The sequence below is a fragment of the Aeromicrobium sp. CTD01-1L150 genome, assembly GCF_041951745.1.
Taxonomy (GTDB): Bacteria; Actinomycetota; Actinomycetes; order Propionibacteriales; family Nocardioidaceae; genus Aeromicrobium.
This window is the reverse complement of record NZ_CP169555.1, coordinates 1,495,800-1,520,715: the sequence shown is the minus strand read 5'-3', so window position 1 is coordinate 1,520,715 and position 24,916 is coordinate 1,495,800. Positions and strand designations below refer to the sequence as shown.

26 protein-coding genes are annotated in these 24,916 nt (G+C 70.0%); 10 read left to right on the top strand and 16 right to left on the bottom strand.

What is annotated here, in order from left to right:
- Nucleotides 1–84: 84 nt before the first annotated feature.
- The 7 genes from ACEVFP_RS07535 to ACEVFP_RS07505 all read right to left on the bottom strand — a co-directional run bounded on the left by ACEVFP_RS07535 (nt 85) and on the right by ACEVFP_RS07505 (nt 6,789).
- Entirely contained in the window at nt 85–1,068 is a 984-nt protein-coding gene (locus ACEVFP_RS07535) for a carbohydrate kinase family protein (RefSeq protein WP_375003057.1), read from the bottom strand.
- A gap of 164 nt (nt 1,069–1,232) precedes the next feature.
- Nucleotides 1,233–1,601, bottom strand: coding sequence for a HesB/IscA family protein (locus ACEVFP_RS07530; RefSeq protein ID WP_375003055.1), 369 nt, complete (start codon nt 1,599–1,601; stop codon nt 1,233–1,235).
- A 127-nt stretch (nt 1,602–1,728) separates the two neighbouring features.
- Entirely contained in the window at nt 1,729–2,832 is a 1,104-nt protein-coding gene (locus ACEVFP_RS07525; RefSeq protein ID WP_375003054.1) for a glycerate kinase, read from the bottom strand.
- A gap of 30 nt (nt 2,833–2,862) precedes the next feature.
- Nucleotides 2,863–4,134: an aminotransferase class I/II-fold pyridoxal phosphate-dependent enzyme gene (locus ACEVFP_RS07520; protein ID WP_375003052.1), complete on the bottom strand. Its 1,272-nt coding sequence runs from the start codon at nt 4,132–4,134 to the stop codon at nt 2,863–2,865.
- A gap of 351 nt (nt 4,135–4,485) precedes the next feature.
- Nucleotides 4,486–5,064: a hypothetical protein gene (locus tag ACEVFP_RS07515; RefSeq protein WP_375003050.1), complete on the bottom strand. Its 579-nt coding sequence runs from the start codon at nt 5,062–5,064 to the stop codon at nt 4,486–4,488.
- Between the two features lie 140 nt (nt 5,065–5,204).
- The gene (gene htpX / locus ACEVFP_RS07510) at nt 5,205–6,092 is read right to left on the bottom strand and encodes a zinc metalloprotease HtpX (protein ID WP_375003048.1); all 888 of its coding nucleotides are present in this window, start codon (nt 6,090–6,092) and stop codon (nt 5,205–5,207) included.
- Nucleotides 6,067–6,789: a PspA/IM30 family protein gene (locus ACEVFP_RS07505; protein WP_375003046.1), complete on the bottom strand. Its 723-nt coding sequence runs from the start codon at nt 6,787–6,789 to the stop codon at nt 6,067–6,069. The genes htpX and ACEVFP_RS07505 overlap by 26 nt, the downstream gene beginning before the upstream one ends.
- Nucleotides 6,790–6,871: 82 nt before the next feature.
- Between ACEVFP_RS07505 and ACEVFP_RS07500 the strand changes: the two genes are divergently transcribed.
- Nucleotides 6,872–7,429, top strand: a complete 558-nt coding sequence (locus tag ACEVFP_RS07500) for a DUF3043 domain-containing protein (protein WP_375003045.1) — start codon at nt 6,872–6,874, stop codon at nt 7,427–7,429.
- On the opposite strand, the gene ACEVFP_RS07495 is transcribed toward ACEVFP_RS07500, so the two are convergent.
- A complete protein-coding gene (locus ACEVFP_RS07495) occupies nt 7,423–7,965 on the bottom strand; it encodes a hypothetical protein (RefSeq protein ID WP_375003043.1) in 543 nt (180 codons plus the stop codon). The two genes, ACEVFP_RS07500 and ACEVFP_RS07495, sit on opposite strands and share 7 nt — an antisense overlap.
- Before the next feature lie 92 nt (nt 7,966–8,057).
- Here ACEVFP_RS07495 and ACEVFP_RS07490 point away from each other — a divergent pair, with 92 nt between their 5' ends.
- Nucleotides 8,058–8,645, top strand: coding sequence for a TetR/AcrR family transcriptional regulator (locus ACEVFP_RS07490; protein WP_375003042.1), 588 nt, complete (start codon nt 8,058–8,060; stop codon nt 8,643–8,645).
- On the opposite strand, the gene ACEVFP_RS07485 is transcribed toward ACEVFP_RS07490, so the two are convergent.
- On the bottom strand, nt 8,642–8,833 hold the full coding sequence (locus tag ACEVFP_RS07485) for a hypothetical protein (protein ID WP_375003040.1): 192 nt from the start codon (nt 8,831–8,833) through the stop codon (nt 8,642–8,644). The genes ACEVFP_RS07490 and ACEVFP_RS07485 overlap by 4 nt on opposite strands.
- A gap of 33 nt (nt 8,834–8,866) precedes the next feature.
- Entirely contained in the window at nt 8,867–10,033 is a 1,167-nt protein-coding gene (gcvT, locus tag ACEVFP_RS07480) for a glycine cleavage system aminomethyltransferase GcvT (RefSeq protein ID WP_375003039.1), read from the bottom strand.
- A gap of 59 nt (nt 10,034–10,092) precedes the next feature.
- On the opposite strand from gcvT, the gene ACEVFP_RS07475 reads away from it, so the two are divergent.
- Nucleotides 10,093–11,550, top strand: coding sequence for a leucyl aminopeptidase (locus ACEVFP_RS07475; protein WP_375003038.1), 1,458 nt, complete (start codon nt 10,093–10,095; stop codon nt 11,548–11,550).
- The gene (locus ACEVFP_RS07470) at nt 11,547–12,893 is read left to right on the top strand and encodes a serine hydrolase domain-containing protein (RefSeq protein WP_375003037.1); all 1,347 of its coding nucleotides are present in this window, start codon (nt 11,547–11,549) and stop codon (nt 12,891–12,893) included. The genes ACEVFP_RS07475 and ACEVFP_RS07470 overlap by 4 nt, the downstream gene beginning before the upstream one ends.
- A 60-nt stretch (nt 12,894–12,953) precedes the next feature.
- On the opposite strand, the gene ACEVFP_RS07465 is transcribed toward ACEVFP_RS07470, so the two are convergent.
- Entirely contained in the window at nt 12,954–13,520 is a 567-nt protein-coding gene (locus ACEVFP_RS07465; protein ID WP_375003035.1) for a hypothetical protein, read from the bottom strand.
- A gap of 128 nt (nt 13,521–13,648) precedes the next feature.
- On the opposite strand from ACEVFP_RS07465, the gene lpdA reads away from it, so the two are divergent.
- From lpdA to ACEVFP_RS07450, 3 genes are read left to right on the top strand one after another with little or no spacing between them, the layout of a single operon-like run.
- Complete coding sequence (lpdA, locus tag ACEVFP_RS07460) at nt 13,649–15,049, top strand: dihydrolipoyl dehydrogenase (protein ID WP_375003034.1); 1,401 nt, start codon at nt 13,649–13,651, stop codon at nt 15,047–15,049.
- 18 nt (nt 15,050–15,067) lie between these two features.
- Entirely contained in the window at nt 15,068–16,855 is a 1,788-nt protein-coding gene (gene sucB, locus ACEVFP_RS07455; RefSeq protein WP_375003033.1) for a 2-oxoglutarate dehydrogenase, E2 component, dihydrolipoamide succinyltransferase, read from the top strand.
- Between the two features lie 8 nt (nt 16,856–16,863).
- The gene (locus ACEVFP_RS07450; protein ID WP_375003032.1) at nt 16,864–17,754 is read left to right on the top strand and encodes a TIGR01777 family oxidoreductase; all 891 of its coding nucleotides are present in this window, start codon (nt 16,864–16,866) and stop codon (nt 17,752–17,754) included.
- Between the two features lie 16 nt (nt 17,755–17,770).
- On the opposite strand, the gene ACEVFP_RS07445 is transcribed toward ACEVFP_RS07450, so the two are convergent.
- Entirely contained in the window at nt 17,771–18,199 is a 429-nt protein-coding gene (locus ACEVFP_RS07445; protein WP_375003030.1) for a hypothetical protein, read from the bottom strand.
- Nucleotides 18,200–18,266: 67 nt separating this feature from the next.
- On the opposite strand from ACEVFP_RS07445, the gene lipB reads away from it, so the two are divergent.
- The gene (gene lipB, locus ACEVFP_RS07440; protein WP_375003028.1) at nt 18,267–18,986 is read left to right on the top strand and encodes a lipoyl(octanoyl) transferase LipB; all 720 of its coding nucleotides are present in this window, start codon (nt 18,267–18,269) and stop codon (nt 18,984–18,986) included.
- A 20-nt stretch (nt 18,987–19,006) separates the two neighbouring features.
- Here lipB and ACEVFP_RS07435 read toward each other — a convergent pair whose 3' ends face one another.
- The 4 genes from ACEVFP_RS07435 to ACEVFP_RS07420 form a co-directional block, all read right to left on the bottom strand.
- Nucleotides 19,007–20,185, bottom strand: a complete 1,179-nt coding sequence (locus ACEVFP_RS07435; protein ID WP_375003027.1) for an ABC transporter permease — start codon at nt 20,183–20,185, stop codon at nt 19,007–19,009.
- The gene (locus tag ACEVFP_RS07430) at nt 20,182–21,060 is read right to left on the bottom strand and encodes an ABC transporter ATP-binding protein (RefSeq protein ID WP_375003026.1); all 879 of its coding nucleotides are present in this window, start codon (nt 21,058–21,060) and stop codon (nt 20,182–20,184) included. The genes ACEVFP_RS07435 and ACEVFP_RS07430 overlap by 4 nt, the downstream gene beginning before the upstream one ends.
- An 86-nt stretch (nt 21,061–21,146) precedes the next feature.
- Complete coding sequence (locus ACEVFP_RS07425; protein ID WP_375003024.1) at nt 21,147–21,800, bottom strand: response regulator; 654 nt, start codon at nt 21,798–21,800, stop codon at nt 21,147–21,149.
- Nucleotides 21,797–23,065 carry a sensor histidine kinase gene (locus ACEVFP_RS07420; RefSeq protein ID WP_375003022.1) on the bottom strand — a complete coding sequence of 423 codons (1,269 nt, stop codon included), beginning with the start codon at nt 23,063–23,065 and terminating at the stop codon, nt 21,797–21,799. The genes ACEVFP_RS07425 and ACEVFP_RS07420 overlap by 4 nt, the downstream gene beginning before the upstream one ends.
- 117 nt (nt 23,066–23,182) lie before the next feature.
- On the opposite strand from ACEVFP_RS07420, the gene lipA reads away from it, so the two are divergent.
- Nucleotides 23,183–24,127, top strand: coding sequence for a lipoyl synthase (gene lipA, locus ACEVFP_RS07415; RefSeq protein WP_375003785.1), 945 nt, complete (start codon nt 23,183–23,185; stop codon nt 24,125–24,127).
- A 48-nt stretch (nt 24,128–24,175) separates the two neighbouring features.
- Nucleotides 24,176–24,883 (top strand): DUF4191 domain-containing protein, encoded by a 708-nt coding sequence (locus ACEVFP_RS07410; protein ID WP_375003021.1) that lies wholly within the window; start codon nt 24,176–24,178, stop codon nt 24,881–24,883.
- Nucleotides 24,884–24,916: the final 33 nt, after the last annotated feature.

Here is a 24,916-nt window from a genome sequence, read left to right as displayed (position 1 = left end):
CGTCCTTTGACGCCGTCACCCTATCGCGATGAACTTGCCCATCAGCAGGTAAGGGCACCCTTCCTGCAGCACGTGTCTGCGTGCTCACGGCAGGTCGAGGGCCGCGTCGATCTCGGAGGCAGCGGCGTCGCCGTACGCGCTCCGGATGCGTCCGATGAACGCGTCGCGCTCCAGCGTGTACTCCTGCGTGCCGGTGGTCTCCACGACGCCGGCGGCGATCGCACACCCGAGCTGCGCCGAGCGCTCCGGGCCAAGGCCTGTGGCGACGCCGGCGAGGTATCCGGCGCGAAAGCTGTCCCCGACGCCGGTGGGATCGACGGCGTCCACCCCGGGAATGGCCGCGACCTCCACGACGTCACCGTCGCCCGGGTAGACCGAGACGCCGTCCTTGCCACGAGTGACGACGCGCGTGCCCACCCGGGACTGGACCTCCTGCTCGCTCCAGCCGGTCTTCTTCTCGATGAGAGCGGCCTCGTAGTCGTTGCTGAACAGGTAGGCCGCACCGTCGATGAGATCGGCGATGAGATCACCGTCGGCCCAGGCGAGCTGCTGCGACGGGTCGGCGGCGAACGGGATGCCGACCTCGCGCGCGGTCTGCGTGTGGCGCTGCATCCCGGCCGGGTCGTCGGGTCCGATCAGCAGGACGTCGATGGGGCGCTCGGCGTGGATGGCAGCGACGTCGATGCGCCGCGCCTCGGACATCGCGCCCGGGTAGAAGGTGACGATCTGGGCGTGGTCGTCGTCGGTGGTGATGGTGCACAGCGCCGTGTGCAGCCTGGGCGAGACGTGGACGAGCGAGCAGTCCACACCAGCCTGCTCGAGCCACGACTGGTAGCCCTGCTCCACGAAGTCGGTGCCGACGGACGCGACGAGCGTCGGCCGGTGTCCGAGCGAGCCGAGAGCGAAGCTGATGTTGGCGGCACAGCCTCCGCGGCGGATGTCGAGGTCCTCCACGAGGAAGGAGACCGCGAGCTTGTCCAGCTGGTCGGGGACCAGGGAGTCGGAGAACTTGCCGGTGAAGACTTGGAGGTGGTCCGTCGCGACGGACCCAGCGATGGCTAGATGCACGCCAGCACGATAGACGACGGCCCCCTGCGTGCGCAGGGGGCCGTCTGGCGCAAGGGGTCAAGCGCACACGATATCCACCGGGGTCTCGATACGACTGGCACCTTCGGCGCGCTGACTCGACCTGTCGTGACTCTCGCTCGCAGAGCTCGCGAGATCACTGCAGATCAGTGGAAGGAGTCGCCACAGGCGCAGGAGCCCGTGGCTCCTGGGTTGTCGATGGTGAAGCCCTGCTTCTCGATGGTGTCGACGAAGTCGATCGTGGCACCGTGCAGGTACGGCAGGCTCATCCGGTCGACGACGACGTTGACGCCGTCGAAGTCGCGGATCTCGTCACCGTCGAGGGACCTCTCGTCGAAGAAGAGCTGGTAGCGCAGCCCGGAGCACCCGCCCGGCTGGACAGCGATGCGCAGGGAGAGGTCGTCGCGACCCTCCTGGGCAAGGAGGCTGCGGACCTTCTCGGCGGCACCGCCGGTCAGCGTGATGCCGTCGGCCGGCTTCTCGGTCTGGACTTCGGTGGTGCTGTCGACGCTCATGTCATCTCCGTCGCTTCGGGGGTACGTCCACGGGCGTCAACCTGCCCGAGCACGAATCTGTTCCCATCGTACGCGCCTGGCCCATCGTGTCCCAGTCCGCGGGCGTCCGGGCCTGCGATGGCGCACGTCAGCGGGACCAGGTGCGAGCAGTGCGGGCCGCGAGGTCCGCCAGGGCCGCCTGCGGCTCCTCCCGTGCACGGTCACCGCCCAGCAGGTCGACGAGCGAGTAGGCCGACTCCACCCCCATCGCACGCATCTCGCGCGATCCCACCGTGACGTCACCGGCGAGCACGATGCACGGTCTGGCGGCGGCCGCAGCGCACGTCGCCACGCCGTGCACGACCTTGCCACTGCGCGACGTGTGGTCGTAGGTGCCTTCTCCCGAGACGACGAGGTCGTGCGCTGCGCACGCCTGCTGCAGACCCACCGCCTCACCCACGAGCTCGACGCCGGACCTGACCTCTGCCCCGAGCACGAGCAGTGCGAACCCCAGCCCCCCACCTGCTCCCGCGCCGGGGGCATCGGCCACGCGGCGCTCTGCGGGGGTGGAGCCGCAGGTGGCCACCACGAAGGCGTCGAGCACGGCGTCGACCTCGACGATCCCGGCCTCGTCCAGTCCCTTCTGCGCGCCGAACGTCTTGGTGGTGCCGAACAGTCCGAGGAGGGGCACGTCGACGTCCGTCGCGGCCACGAGACGGATGCCGTCCAGACGAGCACGCACGGCCTCGAGGTCGACCGACCCGATCCCCTGCAGCCCGCGGGGGCCCGCGTCCAGCGGGACGTCGGCCTCGGCCCCGAGCGCGGCGAGCAGCCCGGCTCCGGCATCGTGGGTGGCGCTCCCGCCGAGTCCGATCACCACCGTCGTCGCACCGGCGTCGACGGCCGCGACGACGGCCTGGCCAACACCCACCGTGCTCGAGGACCAGGGATCCGGCGCGTGCAGCAGCTGCAGGCCGCAGGCCTGGGCGGACTCGAGGTAGGCGATGTCGTCGACATGCAGCACCGTGACCGGCGTCGGCTCGCCCTGAGGGCCCTGGACGGTCGTGATGCGGAGCTGGCTGCCGAGCACGGCGTGCAGCGTGTCGATGAAGCCCGGTCCACCGTCGGCCATCGGCAGCACCGTGACCTCGTCGTCGGGAACCTGTCGGACCCATCCCCGGGCGATGGCCCGAGCCGCCTCGGGAGCCGTGAGCGTCCCCCCGAACCCGTCAGGGGCGACCAGCACCTTCACCAGGCCACCGCCGCCCCGTTGAGGGACATGTCAAGCCCCAAGGTGCTGCTCCGTGGCGGCAAGCAACACACAGGTGGCCAGCCCCTCCATGGCCGCACGAAGGTCGTCCATCGACGGGAAGGACGGGGCGATCCGGATGTTGCGGTCACGTGGGTCCTTGCCGTACGGGTAGGAGGCTCCGGCCGGGGTGAGGGCGATGCCTGCCTGCTTGGCGAGCGCCACGACGCGTGAGGCGGTCCCGTCGGGGACGTCCAGACTGACGAAGTAGCCGCCCTTGGGCTCGGTCCAGGTCGCCACGTCGTACTCCCCCAGCCGGTCGCGCAGGATCTCGAGCACAGCCTGGAACTTCGGGGCGAGGATCTCGCGATGGCGGTCCATGTGGGCGTGCACGGCCTCGACGTCCGGCAGCAGGCGTGCGTGCCGTAGGTGGTTGACCTTGTCGGGGCCGATGGTCCGCTTGCCGAGCAGGCCGGTGTACCAGGCGATGTTGTCCGCCGAGGCCCCCAGGAAGCTCACTCCTGACCCGGCGAAGGTGATCTTGGACGTGGAGGCGAGGACGAAGGGGCGGTCGGGATGCCCTGATGCGGCGCAGAGGCCGAGAATGTCGGGGCTCTTGGTGCGTTCCGGCGTCAGGTGGTGGACGGCGTACGCGTTGTCCCAGATGATCCGGAAGTCCGGTGCGGCGGTCTCCAGGGCCGCGAGCTCGGCGGCGATGCTCTCGCTGATGACCGCGCCGGTGGGGTTGGAGTAGGTGGGTACCAGCCAGATGCCCTTGACCGCCGGGTCCTTGACCAGCTCGCGCACGGCGGCCATGTCCGGGCCGTCCTGGAGCATGTCGACGCTCTCCATCCGGATGCCGTACTGCTCACAGATCGCGAAGTGCCGGTCGTACCCGGGCGCGGGGCAGATGAAGGCGACGTCGTCCTCGGCCGACCACGGACGCGGCGAGCCGACTGTGCCCTTGAGGAGGCTGAAGGCCACGAGGTCGTGCATGACCGCCAGGCTCGCGTTGTCGCCGGCCACCACCTGGTCGAGAGGTACCTGCATGATCTCGGCGAACGTGGCGCGCAGGTCGGGGTTGCCGAGCAGCCCGCCGTAGTTGCGAGTGTCCGTGCCGGCGCTGTCGCGGTAGTCCTCCCCGGGCAGCACGAGGAGCTCCGTGGAGAGGTCGAGCTGGGCCGGCGACGGCTTGCCGCGCGTCAGGTCGAGCTTCAGGCCGGCCTCCTGCAGCCTTGCGTAGGCGTCCTGCAGGTCGGAGTGGAGGGACTGGATCTCGGCGGTGGAAAGAGTGTCGAAAGTCACCAGTCCAACCTATCTCCCACCGGCGGGGGTGCCGGGCCGTGGGCGGCGAACCAGCACAGCGGGTGCCGGGCCGTGGGCGGCGAACCAGCACAGCGGGTGCCGGGCCGTGGGCGGCGAACCAGCACAGCGGGTGCCGGGCCGTGGGCGGCGAACCAGCACAGCGGGTGCCGGGCCGTGGGCGGCACCCCGACCCCAAGACCACCACCACCGGCCCACCAGCCTGACCCCGACCCCGATCAGGCCCCCGGCGGGGGTGCCGGGCCGTGGGCGGCGAACCAGCACAGCGGGTGCCGGGCCGTGGGCGGCGAACCAGCACAGCGGGTGCCGGGCCGTGGGCGGCAAACGGCACAGTCAGCGGGCGGAGTCCAGGCCCGGGGCACCCCACAGCGCCAGCCAGCGCTCAAGAGTCCCCTCGATCGGCACGTCACCCTCGGCGAGGCCGCGCAGCTGCAGCTCGGCGGCGTTGTCGCGCCGTTGGCCCGCCAGCGGCACGAACGGGTAGAAGGTGCCTTGCTTGAACAGGTAGACGAGCGCGGCCGGACCGCCCGCCGGGGTGGCGAACAGCACCGTCGAGCACAGCAAGGAGGGCCCGTAGCCGGCGTCGACGAGTGAGGAGTTGGCGGCGTGCAGGTCAGTCACCAGGCCCGTGACGTCCGCGCCGGGTCGGGTCACCGACAGCCAGCGGTAGCCGTGGGGGTCGGTGCTGAGCGAGACCGATGCCGCGGCGTCGGTGGTGATGACCTCCTTGACCCCGTCGATGACGGCGTCGTCACGGACGCCGTCGACGTCGCGGAAGCACACGGCGCCCTGCCCGGTGGCCGGGAATCCTCCGGCCTGCAGGGTGATCGATGCTTGCGGGAGTCCGAACAGGACGTCGAGGTCGGCCTGTGGCGGCTTGCTGCGGCCCAGTAGTGAGTCGAGCCAACCCATTCAGGTGTCCTCCCGCCCCCAGCCCGGGACCCCCGCCGGGGGCCCGACCCGTGAGAAATTCGCGACGAGCGGCCGGTGGTGGTCGCTGACGGATCGGGGCACGGCCCCCGGTACCCGGTGGTGGCCTGAAACGCTCGCCGTCACATCGGCTCCGAGAGCTCCGCGCCGACCTTGGCGAGATTCTGCAGGCGCTGCTCCAGCGGCGGGTGGGTCGACATCAGTGCACCCATGGACTCGCGGCTGAGTGCTGGAGCGATGAAGAAGGCGTTCAGGGCCTGCTTGTCGCGCAGGTCCTGGTTGGGGATGCGGCTCATGTCGCCACTGATCTTGGTCAGCGCCGAGGCCAGCTGCGACGGCCGACCGGTCAGGTAGGCGCCACTGCGGTCAGCGCTCAGCTCGCGGTAGCGCGACAGCGCCCTGGTGAGCAGGAAGCTCAGGAAGTACACGACGACGCTCACCAGGAGCACGATGATGAACGGGAGCGCCCCCCTGTTGTTGCGCCCTCCCCCGAAGAAGAGCCCCCATCGAGTGATGAATCCCGCCAGCAGGCCGAGCGTGGAGGCCACCGTCATGACCGAGACGTCCCGGTTGGCGACGTGGGCCAGCTCGTGGGCCAGCACGCCCTCCAGCTCATCGGCGGTGAGCCGTTGCATGATGCCGGTCGTGACGCAGACCGCCGAGTGCTTCGGTGTGCGGCCCGTGGCGAAGGCGTTGGGCATGTCGGTCTGTGCCACCGCCACCGTGGGCTTGGGCATGTCGGCCAGGACGCAGAGCCGGTCGATCATCGCGTGCAGCTCCGGCGCCTGCTCCGGTGTGACGACCTTCGCGCGCATCGACTTCAACGCCAGGGAGTCAGAGAAGTACCACTGACCCCACGCCATGCCGATCACGATCACCAGCCCGAAGACCATGTTCGTGTTGTAGATGAGCACCGCGCCGAACGCGACGTAGAGCAGACCCAGGCCCAGGCCCACGCCACCCATGCGCAGGCTCAGCCCGCGGTCACTGCGAAATCTGGTCCTGGCCATCGTGGCCGTCCTCTCCGGTGGTGATGGCGTCGCCGGCGTCGAGGCCGTCTGCCGGGCCGAGGGCGGCGTCGAACCGGCGCCTCTCGACATCCTCGAGCTTCTCCCCCGGGCGTGCGATGACCCCCTCGGCCACCAGCTCATCGACGGCGTCCGCCTTGGCCTCCAGCTCGCGCGTGTGACGCTCCGCCTCGGCCATCTGCTGGTTGACCTCGCTCAGTGACGACGTGATGCCGCCGCCGGCGCTGTTGACCTCCGAGCGCGCCGTGGCCGCGGAGTGCCTGGCACTCAGGGTGTCCTTGCGCATCCGGAAGTCTTCGATCCTGTCCTCCAGCCCCATGGCCGCATCGGAGAGCGCAGTCTCCTCCTGGGCCAGTGCGGCGTGCCGCTCCCGCAGGTCGCTGATCCCGGCCTCCAGGGTCACCTTGCGACCCAGGGCTCCACGGGCCGCTGCGTCGTCGCCGCGGGAGACGGCCTCGCCGGCCTGTGCGTCGAGCGCCTCGGACTGCGACTCCATCTGCCGCAGCCTCACCTCGACCCGCTTGCGGCTCGTCGTGACGTCAGCGACACCGCGTCGCACCTGCTGGAGCTGGGCCAGCTGCCGCCGGTACGTCGCGTCGAGGTCGCCCTGGAGGTTGTCCAACCCCTTGGCCCCTCGACGCGCCCTGAAGACGGCGCGGATCCGCTCACCGATGCCCATGGGAACAGATTACGGGGGCGATGCAGGCACGGCTTCGTCACGACCGTCTGGAGGCGGCAGGACGCCCGGTAGGGTGACCCGCGTGAGCGAGGAGAGCAGTTCGAGAAAGGGTCGCCCCACCCCGAGCCGCAAGGAGGCGGAGGCCGCCCGCAAGAAGGCCATGAAGAAGCCGTTGACACGGCGCGAGCAGGCGCTGCGTCAGCGCGAGGCTCGGGCCAAGGCGCGTCGTCAGCAGCAGGAAGCCTTGCGCTCCGGGGACGACGCCCACCTCCCCCCACGTGACCGCGGACCGGTCCGGGCACTGGTGCGTGACGTCGTCGACCGCCGGGTCAACGTCTCCGAGTACCTCCTGCCCATCCTCCTGGTGGTCGTCCTGGTGAACCTGCTCAATGCCTCGGTGTTCCAGCAGCCGCAGCTCGATGCGTTCGTGCTGCTCATCTGGCTCGCGCTGATCATCCTGACGATCTTCGACGAGCTCCGCATGATCCGGCTCGTGAAGCGGACCGTCGTGGAACGCTTCGGTCCGGAGAAGCGTCGCGGCAACACCGGCTACGCGGTCCTGCGCAGCACGCAGCTGCGTCGCTTCCGGCTCCCCAAGCCACAGATCGCCCGCGGCGCACCCCTGCGCGACCGCTACTGAGCCTCGGCTCGAACCCCGCCACCCTCACGCAGCATCGACCGGAGGCGGACGATCTCGCCGATGAGAAGCGGTGCGAGGAAGAACACTGCGAGCACCGTGCCGAAGGCAACCCACGCAAGCAGAGCGACCCCCGGTTCGGCGATCGGGGCCGTACGAGCGGCCAACCACACCGCGGCCGCCGCCAGGCTGGTCAGTGCGCACAGCAGCGCAGTGGGGCGATGCCGGCCCAGTGCGGCGAGCGCGAAGAGGACCACCATCGGCGGCAGGAACATGCCCAGCTCGTGGTCGCGCAGCGCGAACACGATGTAGGAGGCAGTGGCGACAGCCGCCACTGCTCGCGGGAATCGACCGAAGAGCCCGAGCACGGCGCACCCGATGACCACCGTGACGAACGTCAGGGCGTCGGGAGAACGGGTGAGGCCCCATGCGGCAACCGGGGAGAACGGATCGCCCGCGACCGTGCCGATCGTCGCGCCGAGCTCCACGATCAACACGAGCAGCGCCACGGTGGCCCAGATGAGTGTGCGACGGGACATGATCCTCCGAAAACTCGGGTGGGTAAGTATTCACTCACCCTTAGGATGGCCGCATGCCCTCCCGCACGTCAAGACCAACGTCCCGAGCGGAAATGGCGCCGGCCCCGGAGCGCATCCTCGATGCAGCCGCAGCGATCATGCGGCGCGACGGGCTCACCAGGGCCACCACGAAGCAGATCGCGCGCGAGGCGGGATGCTCAGAGGCGTTGCTCTACAAGCACTTCCCGGACAAGCGCGAGATCTTCCTGCGGGTGCTGACCGAACGATCGCCCCGTCTCGACGTCGCCCATGATCTACCCGGCACCGGGACGGTGGTCGACAACCTCGAGCGCCTCGTCGCGAACCTGCTGGACTTCTACGGACAGAACTTCCCGATCGCCGCATCGATCTTCAGCAGCACCGAGCTGCTGAACGCGCACCGGGAGGCGATGACCGAACGCGGCGTCGGTCCACACGCCCCCTCACAGCTGGTCGCTCACTATCTCGACCAGGAGGTCCAGCTCGACCGTATGCCCGCGCTCGACACCGACGCCATCGCGCGCCTGCTCACCGGCGCCGCGCTGCACGAAGCCTTCCTGGCCACCTACGCGGGTGAACCAGTACGCGACGTCCCAGCTCTCGCCCGCCGCCTGGTCGCCGCCCTCGGACTCCACCCACGGCGAGAAGGCCAAGTGCCCTAGGGATGCAGCGACATGGGGCCGTAGACCTCGACGTCGCCCTCGAGCAGGCGTACCTGGTCGACGCCCTCCTCGACCAGGTCACCGAAGGCCTCCCCGACCCACGACTCGGCATCACCGCGGCTCTCGAACAGCTGTGAGCGACCGACCTCGGTCCCGTCGGCGTCCTCAAAGATCCAGCTCCAGCTCACGAAAGGCTCCTCTCTCTGCTGGCCCAGCGTCGGTCAGCCGGTGGTGTTGTCCACGAACGGGGGCTTGACCACCCTGAACGGTTCGGAGCGTCGACGCACGTCGACGACCACGTCGTCACCGAAGCGAACCGAGCGTTCCAGCAACGCCAGCCCGATGCCCTGACGCAACGTGGGCGAGAAGGTTCCCGACGTCACCTCGCCGACGATGTCGCCGGGCTCGCCGTCCGGGCCCACCGTTCGCACCGTCATGCCCGGACGAGGGATCCCCCGCCCCTTCGCGGCGATCCCGCGCAGCAGGCTGGACTCCTTGGCCTCCCGCTGCGCCTGCAACGACTCCTTGCCCCAGAACGACTCCTTGTCCCAGCCGACCGCCCATGCGGCCCGTGCCATGACCGGACTGATCTCAGGCGACAGCTCGTGGCCGTGCAGCGGGTAGCCCATCTCGGTCCGCAAGGTGTCGCGGGCGCCGAGGCCGCACGGCCGGATGCCGAAGGCCTCCCCTGCGGCCATCACCGCGTCCCACACGGCGATCGCGTCCTCAGATCGCACCACCAGCTCGTAGCCGCGCTCGCCCGTGTACCCGGTCCGGCACACGATCGCGTCGACCCCGGCGGGGGTGTCGAGGGGCGCAGCGGGGGTGCCGGACACAGGCACCGTCCCCTCCTCGAAGGACATGTACGCGTGGTCCACCGCAACACCGAGGGCCTGCAGGACGTCGTCGCTCGAGGGCCCCTGCAGTGCGAGCACGGCGAGCTCGCGGTGCCGGTTCGTGACCTCCATCCCCGCCGGCGCCGCGGCCTGCAGCCGCTCCACCACCGCGGCAGTGTTGGCCGCGTTCGGGACCAGGAGGACGTCGAACTCGCTCCGGACATAGGCGATGAGGTCATCGACGGTCCCGCCGTCCTCGTCGCAGCACAGCGTGTACTGCGCCTGGCCGGGGCCGATACGACGCAGGTCGTTGGTCAGGCAGGCGTTGACGAAGTCGACGGCCCCGGAACCCTTGACGGTCACCTTGCCCAGGTGGCTGACGTCGAACAGTCCCACCGCATCACGCACCGCCGCGTGCTCGGCCAGCACCCCGCCTGCTGTCTCTTGCGCCACTCCGGGGTACTCCAACGGCATCGACCAGCCGCCGAACTCGGCCAGCTTGGCCCCCAGTGCGAGATGACGATCGTGCAGCGGCGAATGCAACAGGTCCATGCCGCCAACCTAGTGGGCACGCCCGTCGGCCCGTCGGAGGGCGTCGTTAGGGTGACGACATGACCGTGGTCACCGCCAGCACGTCCAAGCCATCCACCGCCCGTGCCGACGTCCTCGTGCTCGGGGTCCGGACCGACGACGACGCCACCGACGTCGCCGACGCACTCACTGCTGTCGGTTTCACCGGCAAGGAAGGCCAGGTGGCCACCTTTCCCGCCGGTGGGTTCGGCAAGGTCAAGACGGTCGTCGCACTCGGCCTGCCCACCGAGCCGAGCGCGGAGAAGCTGCGCCGCGCCGCGGCGGTCGGCCTGCGTGCCGCCCAGCAGGCCGGTGCCCGGTCGGTGGCGCTGGCCCTGCACCCTGCCGGGGTTGACGAGGTGGCCGCGATCGCCGAGGGCGTGGGGCTGGGTGCCTACCGCTTCGACACGTACAAGACCTCCAAGAACGACTCGGACGACGAGCCCGACACCGTGGTCGACAAGGTGCAGGTCCTGACGCCGTTCGCACGCCAGAGCACCACCTCGGCGGCCGTCGAGCGTGCCGGCATCGTCGCCCGGGCCGTCAACGCCGCGCGCGACTGGGTCAACACCGCCCCCGGCGACCTGCGTCCCCCGGCGTTCGCCGATGCCATCGCCGCCCTCGCCACCAAGGACCTCGACGTCACGGTCTGGGACGAGAAGCGCCTCGCCAAGGAGGGCTGTGGCGGTCTGATCGGCGTGGGCGCCGGGTCCGACGTCCCGCCCCGGCTCGTGCGCCTGACCTACGCGCCGTCCAAGCCCGTCACGCACCTCGCGCTCGTCGGCAAGGGCATCACCTTCGACTCCGGCGGCCTGTCCATCAAGACCGGCAGCGGCATGCAGACCATGAAGATGGACATGGCAGGTGCGGCAGCCGTCGTGGCCGCCGTCACGGCCATCGCCGAGCTCGGACTCCCGATCGCCGTCACCGCCTGGGCCTGCTTGGCCGAGAACATGCCCAGCGGGAGTGCCACCCGCCCAGGCGACGTCCTCACCCTGCGGGGCGGCCGGACGGTCGAGGTCCACAACACCGACGCCGAGGGACGCCTTGTCCTCGGCGACGGACTGGCGCTGGCAGCGGAGTCACCGGCAGATCGCATCGTCGACGTCGCGACGCTCACCGGCGCGTGCGTCATCGCGCTCGGGGAACGGACCACCGGCCTGCTCGGCAACGACGACGACCTGCGCGATGCCGTCCTCGCCTCGGCCGAAGCGGCCGGGGAGCCCACCTGGGCACTTCCGATCCCCGAGGAGATCGGTCAGGCCGTCACGTCCTCCACGATCGCCGACGTCCGCCAGCACAACCCCAAGCCGTACGGCGGTACGTCGTACGCCGCGGCGTTCCTGCGCGAGTTCGTCGGCGAGAAGCCCTGGGCCCATCTGGACATCGCCGGACCGGCGTGGAACGACGGGTCGGTCCGGGGCTACACGTCCGTCGGCGGCACCGGCACGGCCGTGCGCACCCTGGTGCGGCTGGCAGAGGACCTCAGCGCGTCGTGACCCTGCGAGACGACACCACGGCAGCGCTGGAACGTCGCCTCGCCGCCGAGCAGTCCGACCAGCGTCTGCCGTCGGTCGCGGCCGCCGTCGTGCGCTCCGGCCAGCTGGTGTGGTCGTCGGCTGTCGGACACACGCGGGGACGCGCCGGCTCGCCGGTGGCCACCACCGACACGCAGTACCGCATCGGCTCGCTCACCAAGACCTTCGTCGCGGTGCAGGTCATGCGACTGCGCGACGAAGGAGCTCTCGAGCTGAGCGACGCCATCGGGCGCCATCTGGGCGAGCTCGACCTCCCGGTGAGCATCGCTCAGCTGCTCAGCCACACCTCCGGCCTGCAGGCCGAGACGTCAGGCCCGTGGTGGGAGCGCACGCCGGGCGACGACTGGCCGGCACTGCTGGCGAGCCGCCCCACGCTCGTGTTCACGCCCGGCACACGGTTCCACTACTCCAACGTCGGGTTCGCCGTGCTCGGCGAGCTCGTCGCGCGGCTCCGTGGACGTCCCTGGCCCGAGGTGCTGCGCGAGGAGATCCTGGCACCCCTCGGCATGCACCGCACCACCTTCCGTCCCGAGACGCCGAGCGCTCCCGGCCTGGCGGTACATCCCTTCGCCGATCTCCTGCACGCCGAGCCCGAGCACGACGCCCTCGCCATGGCGCCCGCGGGCCAGCTGTGGTCCACCGCCGACGACCTCGCCCGCTGGGCCGCCTTCACGGCCGGCCACACCGGGGACGTGCTCTCGGCCACCACGCTCGCTCAGTCGCAGCGTCCGGTCGCGCTCTGGGACGATCCCACCAACGCCTGGGCCACGGCCCACGCGCTGGGGTGGCAGGTCAGCACAGCCGACGGGCGACGCTTCGTCGGGCACGGCGGGTCGATGCCAGGGTTCCTGGCGCAGCTGTGGGTCGACGTCGAGACCGGTGACGGGGTCGTCGTCCTGGCCAACGCCACCTCGGGCCTGGGCCCCGTCGCGAGTGACCTCCTGCGGACACTCGCCGACCGCGAGCCGCACGCCTCCACACCGTGGACGGCACAGGCCGGGCACAGAGACGACCTGGACCTGGTGGGTGACTGGTTCTGGGGCACCGTCCGCTTCACCGCATCGCTCAGCGGCGACCAGCTCCGGCTGGGGCAGCCGGGCATCGGGCGGGGAGCGCGCTTCGAGCGAACGCATGACGGCTGGCGTGGCCTGGAGGGGTACTACAGCGGCGAGACCCTCACGGTGCACCGCGGCGCCGACGGCACCCCACGCCAGCTCGACCTCGCATCGTTCGTGTTCACCCGGGCACCGTACGAACCCGGCACCGACGTCCCCGGCGGTCTCGACGAGATGGGCTGGTCCTGACCACGAGCCGCCATCGGGCACCTCGTGCGCTCCCGCCCCGGCACTCCCGGGGTGGCCGGCTCAGCCGGTGGTGAGGCCGAGGGTCTCGGCGGCGTGCTCCACCTCGTCCCACTCGGTGCGGTCGCCACCGCGCCGGTCGGGGTGGGAGCGGACCCGGGCCTGCTTCCACCACTTCTGCAGCACCTCATCACTCGGACGACCGGTCACCGCATCGGCACCGGCCGAGACCTGCAGCGTGGCGATCGCCTCTTTCTCGGCCGGCGACGCGGGCCGCTGCACCGGCTGCGCCGGGCTCGACGAGGTCGACGACGCGCGCCCCTGCTGAGCGGCCTTCTGCCGCACCGCGTGGTCACGCATTCGCTGCGGGTAACCCACCCTGTTGGCGTCATAGACGGGGATGCCTGCCTTGCGGGCGAACTCCGCCGCAGCCTGCACGGAGGCTACCCGCCGACGCATCGACTCGCCGTCGGACGCGACGAGCACCACGGTCGGTTCCGAGACGTTCGTGCGGGGCTCCACGAAGGCCTCCACACCACGTCGTGACGCCACCCAGTCACTGAGCGCCGACAGGTCGTCACGCCTCGCGCGACGGCTGGAGGTACCGCCTCGGCGGCCGAACAGAGCCATGCCCACAGTGTGCCCGACGAACGGTGGACGAGCGTCCCGGCAACCCTACTCGCGAGTCGCTCACCCGAGTGGTGGACACCACCACGCGGGTGACAAGATGACGACAGACCATCCACAAGGAGGCGACAGTGGCGGCGAGCCCTGCGGACACCAACAACTTCGACATCGTCATCTTGGGCGCCGGGAGCGGGGGCTATGCCTGCGCCCTCCGCGCAGCTCAGCTCGGCTTCTCGGTCGCGCTCGTGGAGAAGGACAAGCTGGGGGGCACCTGCCTGCACACCGGCTGCATCCCCACCAAGGCGCTGCTGCACGCGGCGGAGGTAGCCGACTCGACCCGCGAGAGCGAGACCTTCGGGGTCAAGGCCTCCTTCGAAGGCATCGACATGGCCGCGGTGAACTCCTACAAGGACGGCATCGTGAACCGCCTCTACAAGGGCGTGCAGGGTCTCATCAAGTCCGGTGGCATCACCGTCATCGAGGGTGAGGGCACCGTTGCCGAGACGTCCGCCGACGGAGGCGGGGTCGTCGAGGTGGACGGGACCCGCTACACCGGCAAGAACCTGGTGCTGGCCACCGGCTCGTACTCCCGGACCCTGCCCGGCCTGGAGATCGGCGGCCGCGTCATCACCAGCGAGGAAGCGCTCACGATGAGCGAGGTCCCCGAGAAGGTCGTGATCATCGGCGGCAGCGTCATCGGCGTGGAGTTCGCATCCGTCTGGCGCTCCTTCGGCGCCGAGGTCACGATCATCGAGGCGCTGCCGACCCTGGTCCCCCTGGAGGACCCCACACTCGCCAAGCAGCTGGAGCGAGCGTTCCGCAAGCGCAAGATCGCCTTCAAGACCGGCACCAAGTTCTCCGGTGTCGAGCAGACCGAGGACGGAGTCAAGGTCTCGCTGGAGAACGGCGACGAGATCGAGACCGATCTTGTGCTCGTGGCCGTCGGCCGCGGTCCCCGTTCACAAGGACTCGGTTTCGAGGAGGCAGGTGTCACGGTCGACCGCGGCTGGGTGCCCACCGACGAACGTCTGCGCACCAACGTCAAGGGAGTCTTCGCCGTCGGCGACCTCGTGCCCGGCCTGCAGCTGGCACATCGCGGATTCGCCCACGGCATCTTCGTCGCCGAGGAGATCGCCGGCCTGAACCCGATGCCCGTGGTCGACTCCGGCATCCCGCGCGTCACGTACTGCGAGCCCGAGGTCGCCTCCGTGGGCCTCACCGAGCCGCAGGCCAAGGAGAAGTACGGCGAGGTCGAGACACTGGAGTACAACCTCGGTGGCAACGGCAAGAGCCAGATCCTGGCCACTGCCGGAATCGTCAAGCTCGTCCGCGAGAAGGACGGCCCCATCGTCGGCGTCCACATGGTCGGGGCACGGTTCGGCGAGCAGATCGGCGAGGCGTCCCTCATCGTCAACTGGGAGGCGTTCCCCGAGGACGTCGCTCAGTTCATCCACGCCCACCCCACGCAGAACGAGTCGCTCGGCGAGGCTGCCCTCGCCCTGGCCGGCAAGCCCCTGCACTCCCACGCCTGAGACGAAGGACCGCGCACCATGGCAACCGAAGTCACCCTTCCCGAGCTCGGTGAAAGCGTCACCGAGGGCACCGTGACCCAGTGGCTCAAGAGCGTCGGCGACACCGTCGAGGTCGACGAGCCCCTCCTGGAGATCTCCACCGACAAGGTCGACACCGAGATCCCCTCCCCCGTCGCCGGCACCCTGCTGGAGATCAAGGCCGACGAGGACGAGACCGTCGAGGTCGGGGCCGTGCTGGCCGTCATCGGCGGCGCTGATGAGTCCGGCAGCGACACCGGTGGCGACCAGGCGCAGGTCTCGCAGGAGAGCGACGAGGCGTCCACCGAGTCCGAGGAGGCTCCGGCCGCGCCCGAGGAGGCGCCCGCAGAGCAGCCCGACGGCACCTCCTCTGGCACCGCGAGCACCGATGCGCCGTCGCAGGAGCCGAGTCCCCACCTGGAGACGAAGTCCACCTCCGAAGGCACCGCCGTGACGCTGCCCGAGCTCGGCGAGAGCGTCACCGAGGGCACCGTGACCCAGTGGCTCAAGAGCGTCGGCGACACCGTCGAGGTCGACGAGCCCCTCCTGGAGATCTCCACCGACAAGGTCGACACCGAGATCCCCTCCCCCGTCGCCGGCACTCTGCTGGAGATCAAGGCCGACGAGGACGAGACCGTCGAGGTCGGGGCCGAGCTGGCGATCATCGGCAGTGCTGACTCGGGGGGCGCGGAGCCGCAGGCGGCACCCTCCGCCTCCTCCGACGACGCCGTCGAGCAGGAGAAGGCCGAGCCAGACGCCGCGTCCTCCAGCGAGCAGCCCCCGGCACCGCAGGAGTCCACGACGCCTCCTCCGCAGCCCTCCCAGCCGGCCACCTCCGGAGCCGGCACGCAGAACGGTGGCGACACCTACGTCACGCCGATCGTCCGCAAGCTCGCCAAGCAGCACGGTGTGGACCTGTCCACGATCACCGGCAGTGGTGTCGGCGGGCGCATCCGCAAGCAGGACGTCATCGACGCCGCGCAGAAGGCGCCGGCTCCCGAGCAGCCCGCCGCCGATGCTCCCACCCCGGCTCCGGCGGCCGCTGCACCGGCCGAGCCCTCGCCGCTGCGGGGCAAGACCGAGAAGCTGAGCCGCCTGCGCAAGATCGTCGCCTCGCGTCTGGTGGAGTCGCTGCAGATCTCCGCCCAGCTGACCCAGGTCCACGAGGTGGACGTCACCGAGGTGGCCCGACTGCGGGCCAAGCACAAGGACGCATTCCTGGAGCGCGAGGGCGTCAAGCTGACGTTCCTGCCGTTCTTCGCCAAGGCGGCGATCGAGGCGCTGAAGGCGTACCCGACGCTGAACGCCGCACTCGACCTCGACGAGGGCACCATCACCTACCCCGCGGGCGAGCACCTCGGCATCGCCGTGGACACCGAGAAGGGCCTGATCGTCCCGACGATCAAGGATGCCGGTGACCTGTCGATCGCCGGGCTGGCGCGCAAGATCGCCGACTCCGCGGAGCGGACCCGGACCAACAAGATCTCACCCGACGAGCTCTCCGGCGCGACGTTCAGCATCACCAACCTCGGCAGCAACGGCGCCTTGTTCGACACGCCGATCATCAACCAGCCGCAGGTCGCGATCCTGGGTGTCGGCTCGGTCGTCAAGCGTCCGGTGGTCATCACCGACGCGCACGGCAGCGACAGCATCGCCGTGCGCAGCATGGCCTACCTCGCGCTGACGTACGACCACCGCATCATCGACGGCGCGGACGCCGGACGCTTCCTCACCGCCGTGAAGGATCGTCTGCAGAACGGGTCCTTCGAGTCCGAGCTGGGTTCCTGACACACGGCATGCACGTCGTCGTCGCCGGGGCCTCAGGGTTTCTCGGCACCGCCCTGGTGGCCCACCTGCGCGAGGTGGGCCACCAGGTCACCCGGCTGATCCGTTCGGGCGAGCCGGCACCGGACTCCTCGCAGTGGGACCCCGCGAGCGGTCGCATCGACCGGGTCCTCATCGACCGCGCCGACGCCGTGGTCAACCTCTCCGGAGCGACGATCGCGCGCTGGCCGCGCACCAGGCGTTACGAACGGGTGCTGTGGGACTCGCGCATCGACTCCACCAAGACGCTCGTCTCGGCCATCAGCGCCGCCGAGACGGCGACCACCTTGGTGTCGGCGTCGGCCCTGGGGTACTACGGCAACGAACGCGGCCAGGAGCCGCTCACCGAGGGCGCACCCGCCGGGTCGGGCTTCCTGGCCGAGCTGTGCCAGGCCTGGGAGTCCGCCGCCGAGCCTGCGGCCGAGAGTGGCGGGCGCGTGGCGACGCTCCGCACCGGGTTGCCGTTGCACGCCGACGGCGGCATGCTCAAACCTCTGCTTCCGCTGTTCAAGGTGGGCGCGGGCGCCCGTCTGGGCAGTGGCGACCAGCTCATGTCCGTACTCGCCCTGCACGACTGGGCCCGAGCCGTGACCTTCCTGCTGGAGAGCAGCGACGCCAGCGGACCGTTCAACCTCGCACTCCCCCGTCCGGTCACCAACGCCGAGTTCACCGATGGGCTCGGCAAGGCGCTCTCGCGCCCCACCTTCTTCGTCGCACCCTCTCTCGTCCTGCGCACGGCCCTCGGTGCCCTGGCCGACGACCTGCTCGGCTCGGTGGGAATGGTCCCCAGCGCCCTGCTGGAGGCCGGCTTCACCTTCGAGCACCCTGACCTGGCCAGCACCCTGCAGGCCGCCCTCACCTGACGCGGGTTCCAGCCGGTCAGCGCGCAGAGAGGATGCGCCATCGGCCCTCGGACTCCACGAGAGTGACCACCCGACGCTCCGCAGCGGCACGCGGCAGCTCGCGGCGACGCCCATCGGTGTCCATCACCCAGGTGGGCCCCAGACGATCGACCACCTCGAGCCTCACGCGGTCCTCACGGCGCTGGATCAACCGGCATTCCAGTCGCTCCAGCGCCCCACCGCGCAGCGCAAGACCACGCTCGGAGTAGTCGGCCATCAGGGCGCGGTCGGCCGCGACCGCGTCGTCGGAGACATAGACCTCCGACAGGCGTCCAGGCTCTCCCGTGGTGAGGGCCAGCACCCGGACCGCATCGAGCGCACCGAGGCGCAGGCACTCCAGATCCTCGTCCCCACCGCCCACCAACGTGCCGAGAAGTGCTGCCAGGCTGAGCAGCCAGTTGGTCATGCCGGCACTGTGCCTCGCCGGCACGAGGCGGGCCAGCGCCCGTCCACAGGCGTCGTACGCTGGGATCGTGAGCACGCTGGAGATCATCGAGAATCGCTACGGGACCAACGCACTGGAGTACACCGCCGCCTGGGAGCTGCAACGAGAGCTGCACGCCCAGCGCGTGGCCGACGTCATCGGTGACACCGCACTGTTCCTGGAGCATCCGCCCGTCTACACCGCCGGCAAGCGCACCGAACCCCACGAGCGCCCGTTCGACGGCACACCGGTGGTCGATGTCGACCGCGGCGGCAAGATCACCTTCCACGGCCCCGGGCAGCTGGTCGGCTACCCCATCACCAAGCTCCCGTCGCACGTGCTCGTGGTCGACTACGTGCGCCGTGTCGAGGAGGCGATCATCCGTGGCGTGTCCGACCTCGGCCTGACCTCGGGTCGTGTCCAGGGCCGGTCGGGCGTCTGGCTCGCCGCCGGTGAGGGCCGCCCCGAGCGCAAGATCGCGGCGGTCGGCATCCGGGTCTCCCGCGGAGTGACGATGCACGGCTTCTCGCTCAACGCGGACGTCGACCTCTCCTGGTACGACCGGTTCGTCCCGTGCGGCATCGCCGACGCCGGCGTGACGTCACTGACCGCCGAGCTCGGCCGCCCCGTGGGTGTGCAGGAGGCCGCCGACGCCGTGCGCCCCCACCTCGTGGAGATGCTGGCCTGGAACGACTACACGCCCTCTCCCGAGGACCAGAGCCAACCGCTGACCGGCGTCCCCGCCGGGGTCCCCGTGCTCGGACTCTGAGGCCGGCCGCTCCAGGCCCCTCAGTCGTCGGACATCGTGAGGGCGTCGCGGTAGGAGATCTTGTCCCCCGTGCGCAGCAGGGTGCGCTCATAGATGCGTGCTCCGAGCCGGATCAGCAGGATTGTGACCACCACGGTTCCGCCGACCGCCAGCCCGGTCTGCCACAGCGGCACGGCCTCCGTCGCCATCCGCGCCGGCATGACCATCGAGGAGACGATGGGCAGCATCGAGACCACCTGCTGCACGAGGTCGTTGCCGAAGAAGAACGCGAAGTACGGGATGAACAGCAAGGCCTGCGCAGGTGCGGTAGTGGACTGCAGGTCCTGCTGCCGCGAGGCAAGGGCTCCGGCCACCGCCCACAGGCTCGCGAGCGCAGTGAATCCCAGGACGAAGAAGACCACGTACCACCCGAGCGCCGGCCCGAGGCGACCCATCGGCACGTCGAGGCCGGAGACGAGCAGCCCGGTGGCGCCCGCCGCGACGAACAGCACGACCTGGCCGACGGCGAGCACCGTGTTGCCCAGGATCTTGCCCCACAGCAGCTGACGAACGGGCACCGTCGCGGCGAGGATCTCCACCACCCGGCTCTCCTTCTCCTGCGCCACGCTGCCGGCGATCATCATCCCCGAGCCGATCGCGACGACGAAGAACAGGATGATGAAGGCGAAGGCGGAGGCCTGCCCGACACCGTCACCCTCCGTGGAGCTGAGCAGTCGCTGCGGGGTCTCGGAACCTCGTTCGAGGTCTTCCAGATCCACTCCCTGGACCCGGGCGTTGTCCTGCAGCACGGTGGTTCGGGCCGCGGTCTGCAACGGACCGGAGAGCTCTGTCGGCACATTCTCGTCCCCGACGACCTCATATCCTCCATCCGCGGACAGCAGTGCCGCGTCGACGTCCCCGTCGCCCAGGGCACGCTCGACGGCGGCGACGTCGGCCAGCTCTCGCACCTCGATGCTGAGCCGGTCGTTGTCGGCCCGGCCGATCTCCGCGGCCGTCTGCACGACGGCCGCGGCGGCGTCGTCGACCACTGCCACGGTGCGCTCCTGTGGCCGGTCGGTGAAGAAGGACGCGGCGAGGATGCCGCCCACGATCAGCAGGACCGAGATCCCGGTGGTGATGAGGAACGACTTCTGGCGCAGCCTGGTGCGGATCTCGTTCTCGGCGACGAGACGCCATGCGGCTGTGGTCTCGGCGCTCATCGGGCCACCTCCCTGAAGACCTCGGACAACGGGGGACGGGCCCTGGCGACCTCCAGCACCGGTCCGCGCTCCACCGCGAGACGGGCCAGCTCGGCCGCGTCGATCCCATCGAGGTCCACGAGCGCAACCGTGCCGTCGACGTCACGGACCCGCAGACCACGGACGTCCCGAAGCCAGGCAGCGTCCTGGTCGAGCAGCTCGACGCGGTACCGGTCGGCTCCCTGACCGCGCAGCTCCTCGACGGGGCCGGCCGCCACGACACGACCCGAGGCCAGGATGACGATGTCGTCGCACAACCGCTCGACGAGGTCGAGCTGGTGGCTGGAGAACAGCAGCGGGAGACCGGCGGCCTCGCGGGCGAGAAGGGCGACCATCGAGTCGACGGCCACGGGGTCGAGCCCGCTGAACGGCTCGTCGAGCACGAGGGCCGTGGGCCGGTGCACCAGGGACGCTGCGATCTGCACACGCTGCTGGTTGCCCAGCGACAGGGCGTCGAGGATGTCGTCAGCCCGATCGCTCAGGGAGAAGTGCTCCAGCAGCTCCTCGGTCCGCTCGCCGGCCTGGGCGCGGGAGAGCCCGTGCAGTCGGGCGAAGTACACGAGCTGCTCGGCGATGGGCGCTCGCGGGTAGAGCCCGCGCTCCTCCGGCATGTAGCCGAAGCTGCGCCGTACCTGAGCCGTCACGGGGGCACCGTTCCAGAGGACCTCTCCCGCACTGGGGGCCAGCACTCCCATGATCATGCGCATGGTGGTGGTCTTGCCGGCGCCGTTGGCTCCCACGAACCCCGTGGTGCGCCCCGGCCTGACCTGGAAGCTGATGTCGTCGACGACGACCGACTCACCGTAGGAGCGGCTGAGATGACTGACCTCGATCATGCCCTCACGCTAGGCGAGCACCGCCGGCCCGGGCATCGGCCACGGGATCGAGGTTCTTCTCATCCATGAGGATGAGAAGCCAGGGATCATGAGTCCATGAGACCCGACTGGTGCGCCACGATGACCGCCTGAACACGATCTCGGGCCTGGAGCTTGGTGAGGACGCGTGAGACGTGCGACTTGACGGTCGCGTTGCTGACGAACAGGCTCGCCGCGATCTCGGAGTTGCTCTGTCCCCTGGCCATCGCCACCAGCACGTCACGCTCCCGCTCGGTCAGCCCGTCCACGCGATCGTTCCGTTCGCGCGGGGCCCGCGTCGTGGACCGGGCAATGACCCGGTGGGTCACCTCCGGCGCCAGCAGCGAGTGGCCCCGAGCGGCGAGCCGGATGGCGTTGACGAGATCGTCCGGTGGACAGTTCTTGAGCAGGAACCCGCTGGCACCGGCCTGCAGCGCGGCAAAGAGGTACTCGTCGTCGTCGAAGGTCGTGAGGATGAGGACACGCGTGCCCGGGTGCTCGGCGACGACCCGCTCGGTGGCCGTGATGCCGTCCATGTCGGGCATCTGCACGTCCATCAACACGACGTCCGGTGCAAGCTCGGCCACCCGGCGCACCGCCTCGGCCCCGTCGGGGGCCTCACCGACGACCTCGACGTCCTCCTCGACGTCGAGGATCATCGAGAACCCGGCCCTGATCAGCTCCTGGTCGTCGACCAGCAGGACGGTCGTCCGCTCACTCATGATTCCTCTCCCACCGGGATCCTCACGCGGACCCGGAACCCGCCGTTCGGGCGGGACCCGATCTCGGTCTCGCCGTCGTGCATCGCGGCCCGCTCGCGGATGCCCATGAGACCATAGCCGCCGGAGTCGGAGCTGGCGCGCCCGGACGCGCCCCGTCCGTCGTCGAGGATCTCGACCTCCACCGCGTCAGGACCGTCGACGAGCGCCACGTGGCGGACCGTGACGGTGACCCGCCGGGCCGCTGCGTGCCGCTGCACGTTGGTCAGGGCCTCCTGGGTGATGCGGTACATCGAGACCCCGATCGTCGGCGGAACAGAAAAGGGCTCCCCCACCTCGTGGTACTCCGCCTCGACGTCCTGGACCGTCTCCACGAGTGCAGCGATGGCCTCGATGCCCGGGTGAGGGGCGCGCCCATCATGGTGCTCCTCATCGACCTCGCGCAGCAGTCCGACGAGCTGATGCATCTGGCTGACGGCCTGCCGTGACGATCCCTCGATGACCTCCAGGGCCTTGCCGGCCGCATCGGGCCGGCTCTCCAGCAGGCGTGAGGCGCCGGCGGCCTGGACCCCGATGCCGCTCACGTGGTGAGCCACCACGTCATGCAGGTCGCGGGCGATGCGCACTCGCTCGGACTGCACGGCACGGCGTCGCTCTGCTTCGTTCTGCTCGCGCTCGCGCTCGATCTGCTCCACGATGCGGGCACTGCGGCGTGCGCTGAGCCAGGCCGCTTGCCCCCACGCGATCGCACCGAAGAAGTAGACGACGTTGACCGCCACGCTGTAGATGATGATGGCGGCGTGCGCCGAGAGCAGACCGTCGGCCTCGAGCGGAGCGACGGAGGGGTCGCGCAGCTCATACAGCAGCCACCCGAACATGGCCACGAGCACCACGGCGGTCAGCACGAACAGCCCCCGCGGTCGCCGCGACCAGGCCCACGCGGCGTAGAGCGCGGCGAACAGGGTCATCTGGATGGTGAAGACCACACCGAGCTCGGTGAGCCGCTCGCCGACGGCGAAGAAGATCATCGACTCCAACGCGAGCGTCGTGAGCGGGTACCGGCGTCGACCGGCCAGCACCAGACCGGCGAGTGCGAACCAGAGGTGGGCCTCGACGCCGTGCCAGCCGACCGAGGCGCCCGACGCATTGCGGTACACCTCCACCGACGCCACGCTCACCAGCGAGGCAACCACGGCGATCCAGACGTCCACCCGGACCTGGCGCGACGACGGCAGAGGCCGGGTCCAGGACCGCTCGAGCGTCAACACGGCCCCGACACTAGGGCACGCTGACCACCGTGTCCCTGGGGACGTCGACGGCCGGGAGAAGCTCCTTGCCCGGCGCGTACAGTGGATGCCGTGACCATCGCTCCTGAAGGACGCAAGATGTTGCGGCTCGAGGTCCGCAACTCACAGACGCCCATCGAGAAGAAGCCCGAGTGGATCAAGACGCGGGCCAAGATGGGGCCCGAGTACAACGAGCTGATGCAGCTCGTGAAGTCCGAGGGCCTGCACACGGTGTGTCAGGAAGCGGGCTGTCCCAACATCTTCGAGTGCTGGGAGGACCGCGAGGCCACCTTCCTGATCGGCGGCGAGCAGTGCACCCGCCGGTGCGACTTCTGCCAGATCGATACCGGCAAGCCCGCACCGCTGGACCGCGACGAGCCACGCCGGGTGGCCGAGAGCGTGCAGAAGATGCAGCTGCGCTACTCCACCATCACCGGCGTCGCCCGCGACGACCTCCCCGACGGCGGGGCCTGGCTGTACGCCGAGACGGTCCGCAAGATCCACGAGCTCAACCCCGACACGGGCGTGGAGAACCTCATCCCGGACTTCAACGGCAAGCCCGACCTGCTCGAAGAGGTCTTCTCCTCGCGCCCCGAGGTCCTGGCGCACAACGTCGAGACCGTGCCGCGGATCTTCAAGCGCATCCGTCCCGCCTTCACCTACGAGCGTTCCCTGGACGTCATCACCCAGGCTCGCGACTACGGCCTGGTCACCAAGAGCAACCTGATCCTCGGCATGGGCGAGACCCGCGAGGAGGTCTCGCAGGCGCTGCGCGACCTGCACCAGGCCGGCTGCGACCTGATCACCATCACCCAGTACCTACGCCCCTCCCCCCGCCATCACCCTGTGGAGCGGTGGGTCAAGCCAGAGGAGTTCGTCGAGCTCAAGGACGAGGCGGACGAGATCGGCTTCGCCGGCGTCATGTCCGGGCCGCTGGTGCGCTCCTCCTACCGAGCCGGCCGCCTGTACCAGCAGGCCGTCGAGCGCCGCGCGTCCACCGGCGAGACCGTCCTGCGTCACAGCGAGGGCAGCGGCACCGACTGACGCGTACGGCCATCGCAGCGTCTGAGCCACGACCCGTAGAATGTGACCATGTCCAACGCCGCCGAAGCCCCGCAGAAGGGCCGCCTGCGCCAGATGCGCCAGGCGTACCGGCTCACCAAGCGCACCGACAAGAACATCGGGCTGATCCTGCTCCTGTGGTTCCTCGTCGTCGGTGGAGCCATCGCCGTCGGTGGTCTGTTCATCTTCGGGACGCATTGGCTGAGCCTGATCAGCACGATCCTGCTGGCTCTGCTGTCCGGTCTGCTCGCGGTGCTCATCGTCTTCGGTCGTCGCGCCGAGCGCTCCATGTACGCCCAGGCCGAGGGGCAGGCCGGTGCCGCCGCGGGATCGTTGCAGATGCTGAAGCGCGGCTGGTTCGTGAAGACGGCGGTGGCGTTCTCCAAGAACCAGGACGTCGTGCATCGCGTCATCGGTCGTCCCGGTGTGGTGCTGGTCGGTGAGGGCAATCCCGGCCGTGCCAAGAACCTGCTGGCCGCCGAGCGCAAGAAGCACGCCCGCATCGTCGGTGAGGAAGTGCCGATCACCACGATCCTGGTGGGACGTGGCGAGGACCAGGTCCCGCTGCCCAAGGTGCTCAAGCACGTCAAGAAGCTCCCCAAGGCGATCAAGCCGGGCGAGCAGACGGCGGTCATCAACAAGCTCAAGGCCCTCGACGCCATGCGTCCGGTCGCCCCCATGCCGCGCGGCCCCATGCCGACCAGTGCCAAGGGCGCCCGCAAGATGCTCCGCGGCTAGCTCCAAAGGACGGAGCAGCCTCGCGACGACCGC

Bases quoted from the DNA above. Each gene is read 5' to 3' on its own strand.
- ACEVFP_RS07450 (WP_375003032.1), top strand. From the start codon at position 16,864: ATGCACGTCGTCGTCGCCGGGGCCTCAGGGTTTCTCGGCACCGCCCTG.
- ACEVFP_RS07530 (WP_375003055.1), bottom strand. From the start codon at position 1,601: ATGAGCGTCGACAGCACCACCGAAGTCCAGACCGAGAAGCCGGCCGAC.
- ACEVFP_RS07490 (WP_375003042.1), top strand. From the start codon at position 8,058: ATGGCGCCGGCCCCGGAGCGCATCCTCGATGCAGCCGCAGCGATCATG.
- ACEVFP_RS07505 (WP_375003046.1), bottom strand. From the start codon at position 6,789: ATGGGCATCGGTGAGCGGATCCGCGCCGTCTTCAGGGCGCGTCGAGGG.
- ACEVFP_RS07515 (WP_375003050.1), bottom strand. From the start codon at position 5,064: ATGGGTTGGCTCGACTCACTACTGGGCCGCAGCAAGCCGCCACAGGCC.
- ACEVFP_RS07410 (WP_375003021.1), top strand. From the start codon at position 24,176: ATGTCCAACGCCGCCGAAGCCCCGCAGAAGGGCCGCCTGCGCCAGATG.
- lipA (WP_375003785.1), top strand. From the start codon at position 23,183: ATGTTGCGGCTCGAGGTCCGCAACTCACAGACGCCCATCGAGAAGAAG.
- sucB (WP_375003033.1), top strand. From the start codon at position 15,068: ATGGCAACCGAAGTCACCCTTCCCGAGCTCGGTGAAAGCGTCACCGAG.
- ACEVFP_RS07430 (WP_375003026.1), bottom strand. From the start codon at position 21,060: ATGATCGAGGTCAGTCATCTCAGCCGCTCCTACGGTGAGTCGGTCGTC.
- ACEVFP_RS07425 (WP_375003024.1), bottom strand. From the start codon at position 21,800: ATGAGTGAGCGGACGACCGTCCTGCTGGTCGACGACCAGGAGCTGATC.
- htpX (WP_375003048.1), bottom strand. From the start codon at position 6,092: ATGGCCAGGACCAGATTTCGCAGTGACCGCGGGCTGAGCCTGCGCATG.
- ACEVFP_RS07465 (WP_375003035.1), bottom strand. From the start codon at position 13,520: ATGGCTCTGTTCGGCCGCCGAGGCGGTACCTCCAGCCGTCGCGCGAGG.
- ACEVFP_RS07495 (WP_375003043.1), bottom strand. From the start codon at position 7,965: ATGTCCCGTCGCACACTCATCTGGGCCACCGTGGCGCTGCTCGTGTTG.
- ACEVFP_RS07435 (WP_375003027.1), bottom strand. From the start codon at position 20,185: ATGAGCGCCGAGACCACAGCCGCATGGCGTCTCGTCGCCGAGAACGAG.
- gcvT (WP_375003039.1), bottom strand. From the start codon at position 10,033: ATGGACCTGTTGCATTCGCCGCTGCACGATCGTCATCTCGCACTGGGG.
- ACEVFP_RS07445 (WP_375003030.1), bottom strand. From the start codon at position 18,199: ATGACCAACTGGCTGCTCAGCCTGGCAGCACTTCTCGGCACGTTGGTG.
- ACEVFP_RS07475 (WP_375003038.1), top strand. From the start codon at position 10,093: ATGACCGTGGTCACCGCCAGCACGTCCAAGCCATCCACCGCCCGTGCC.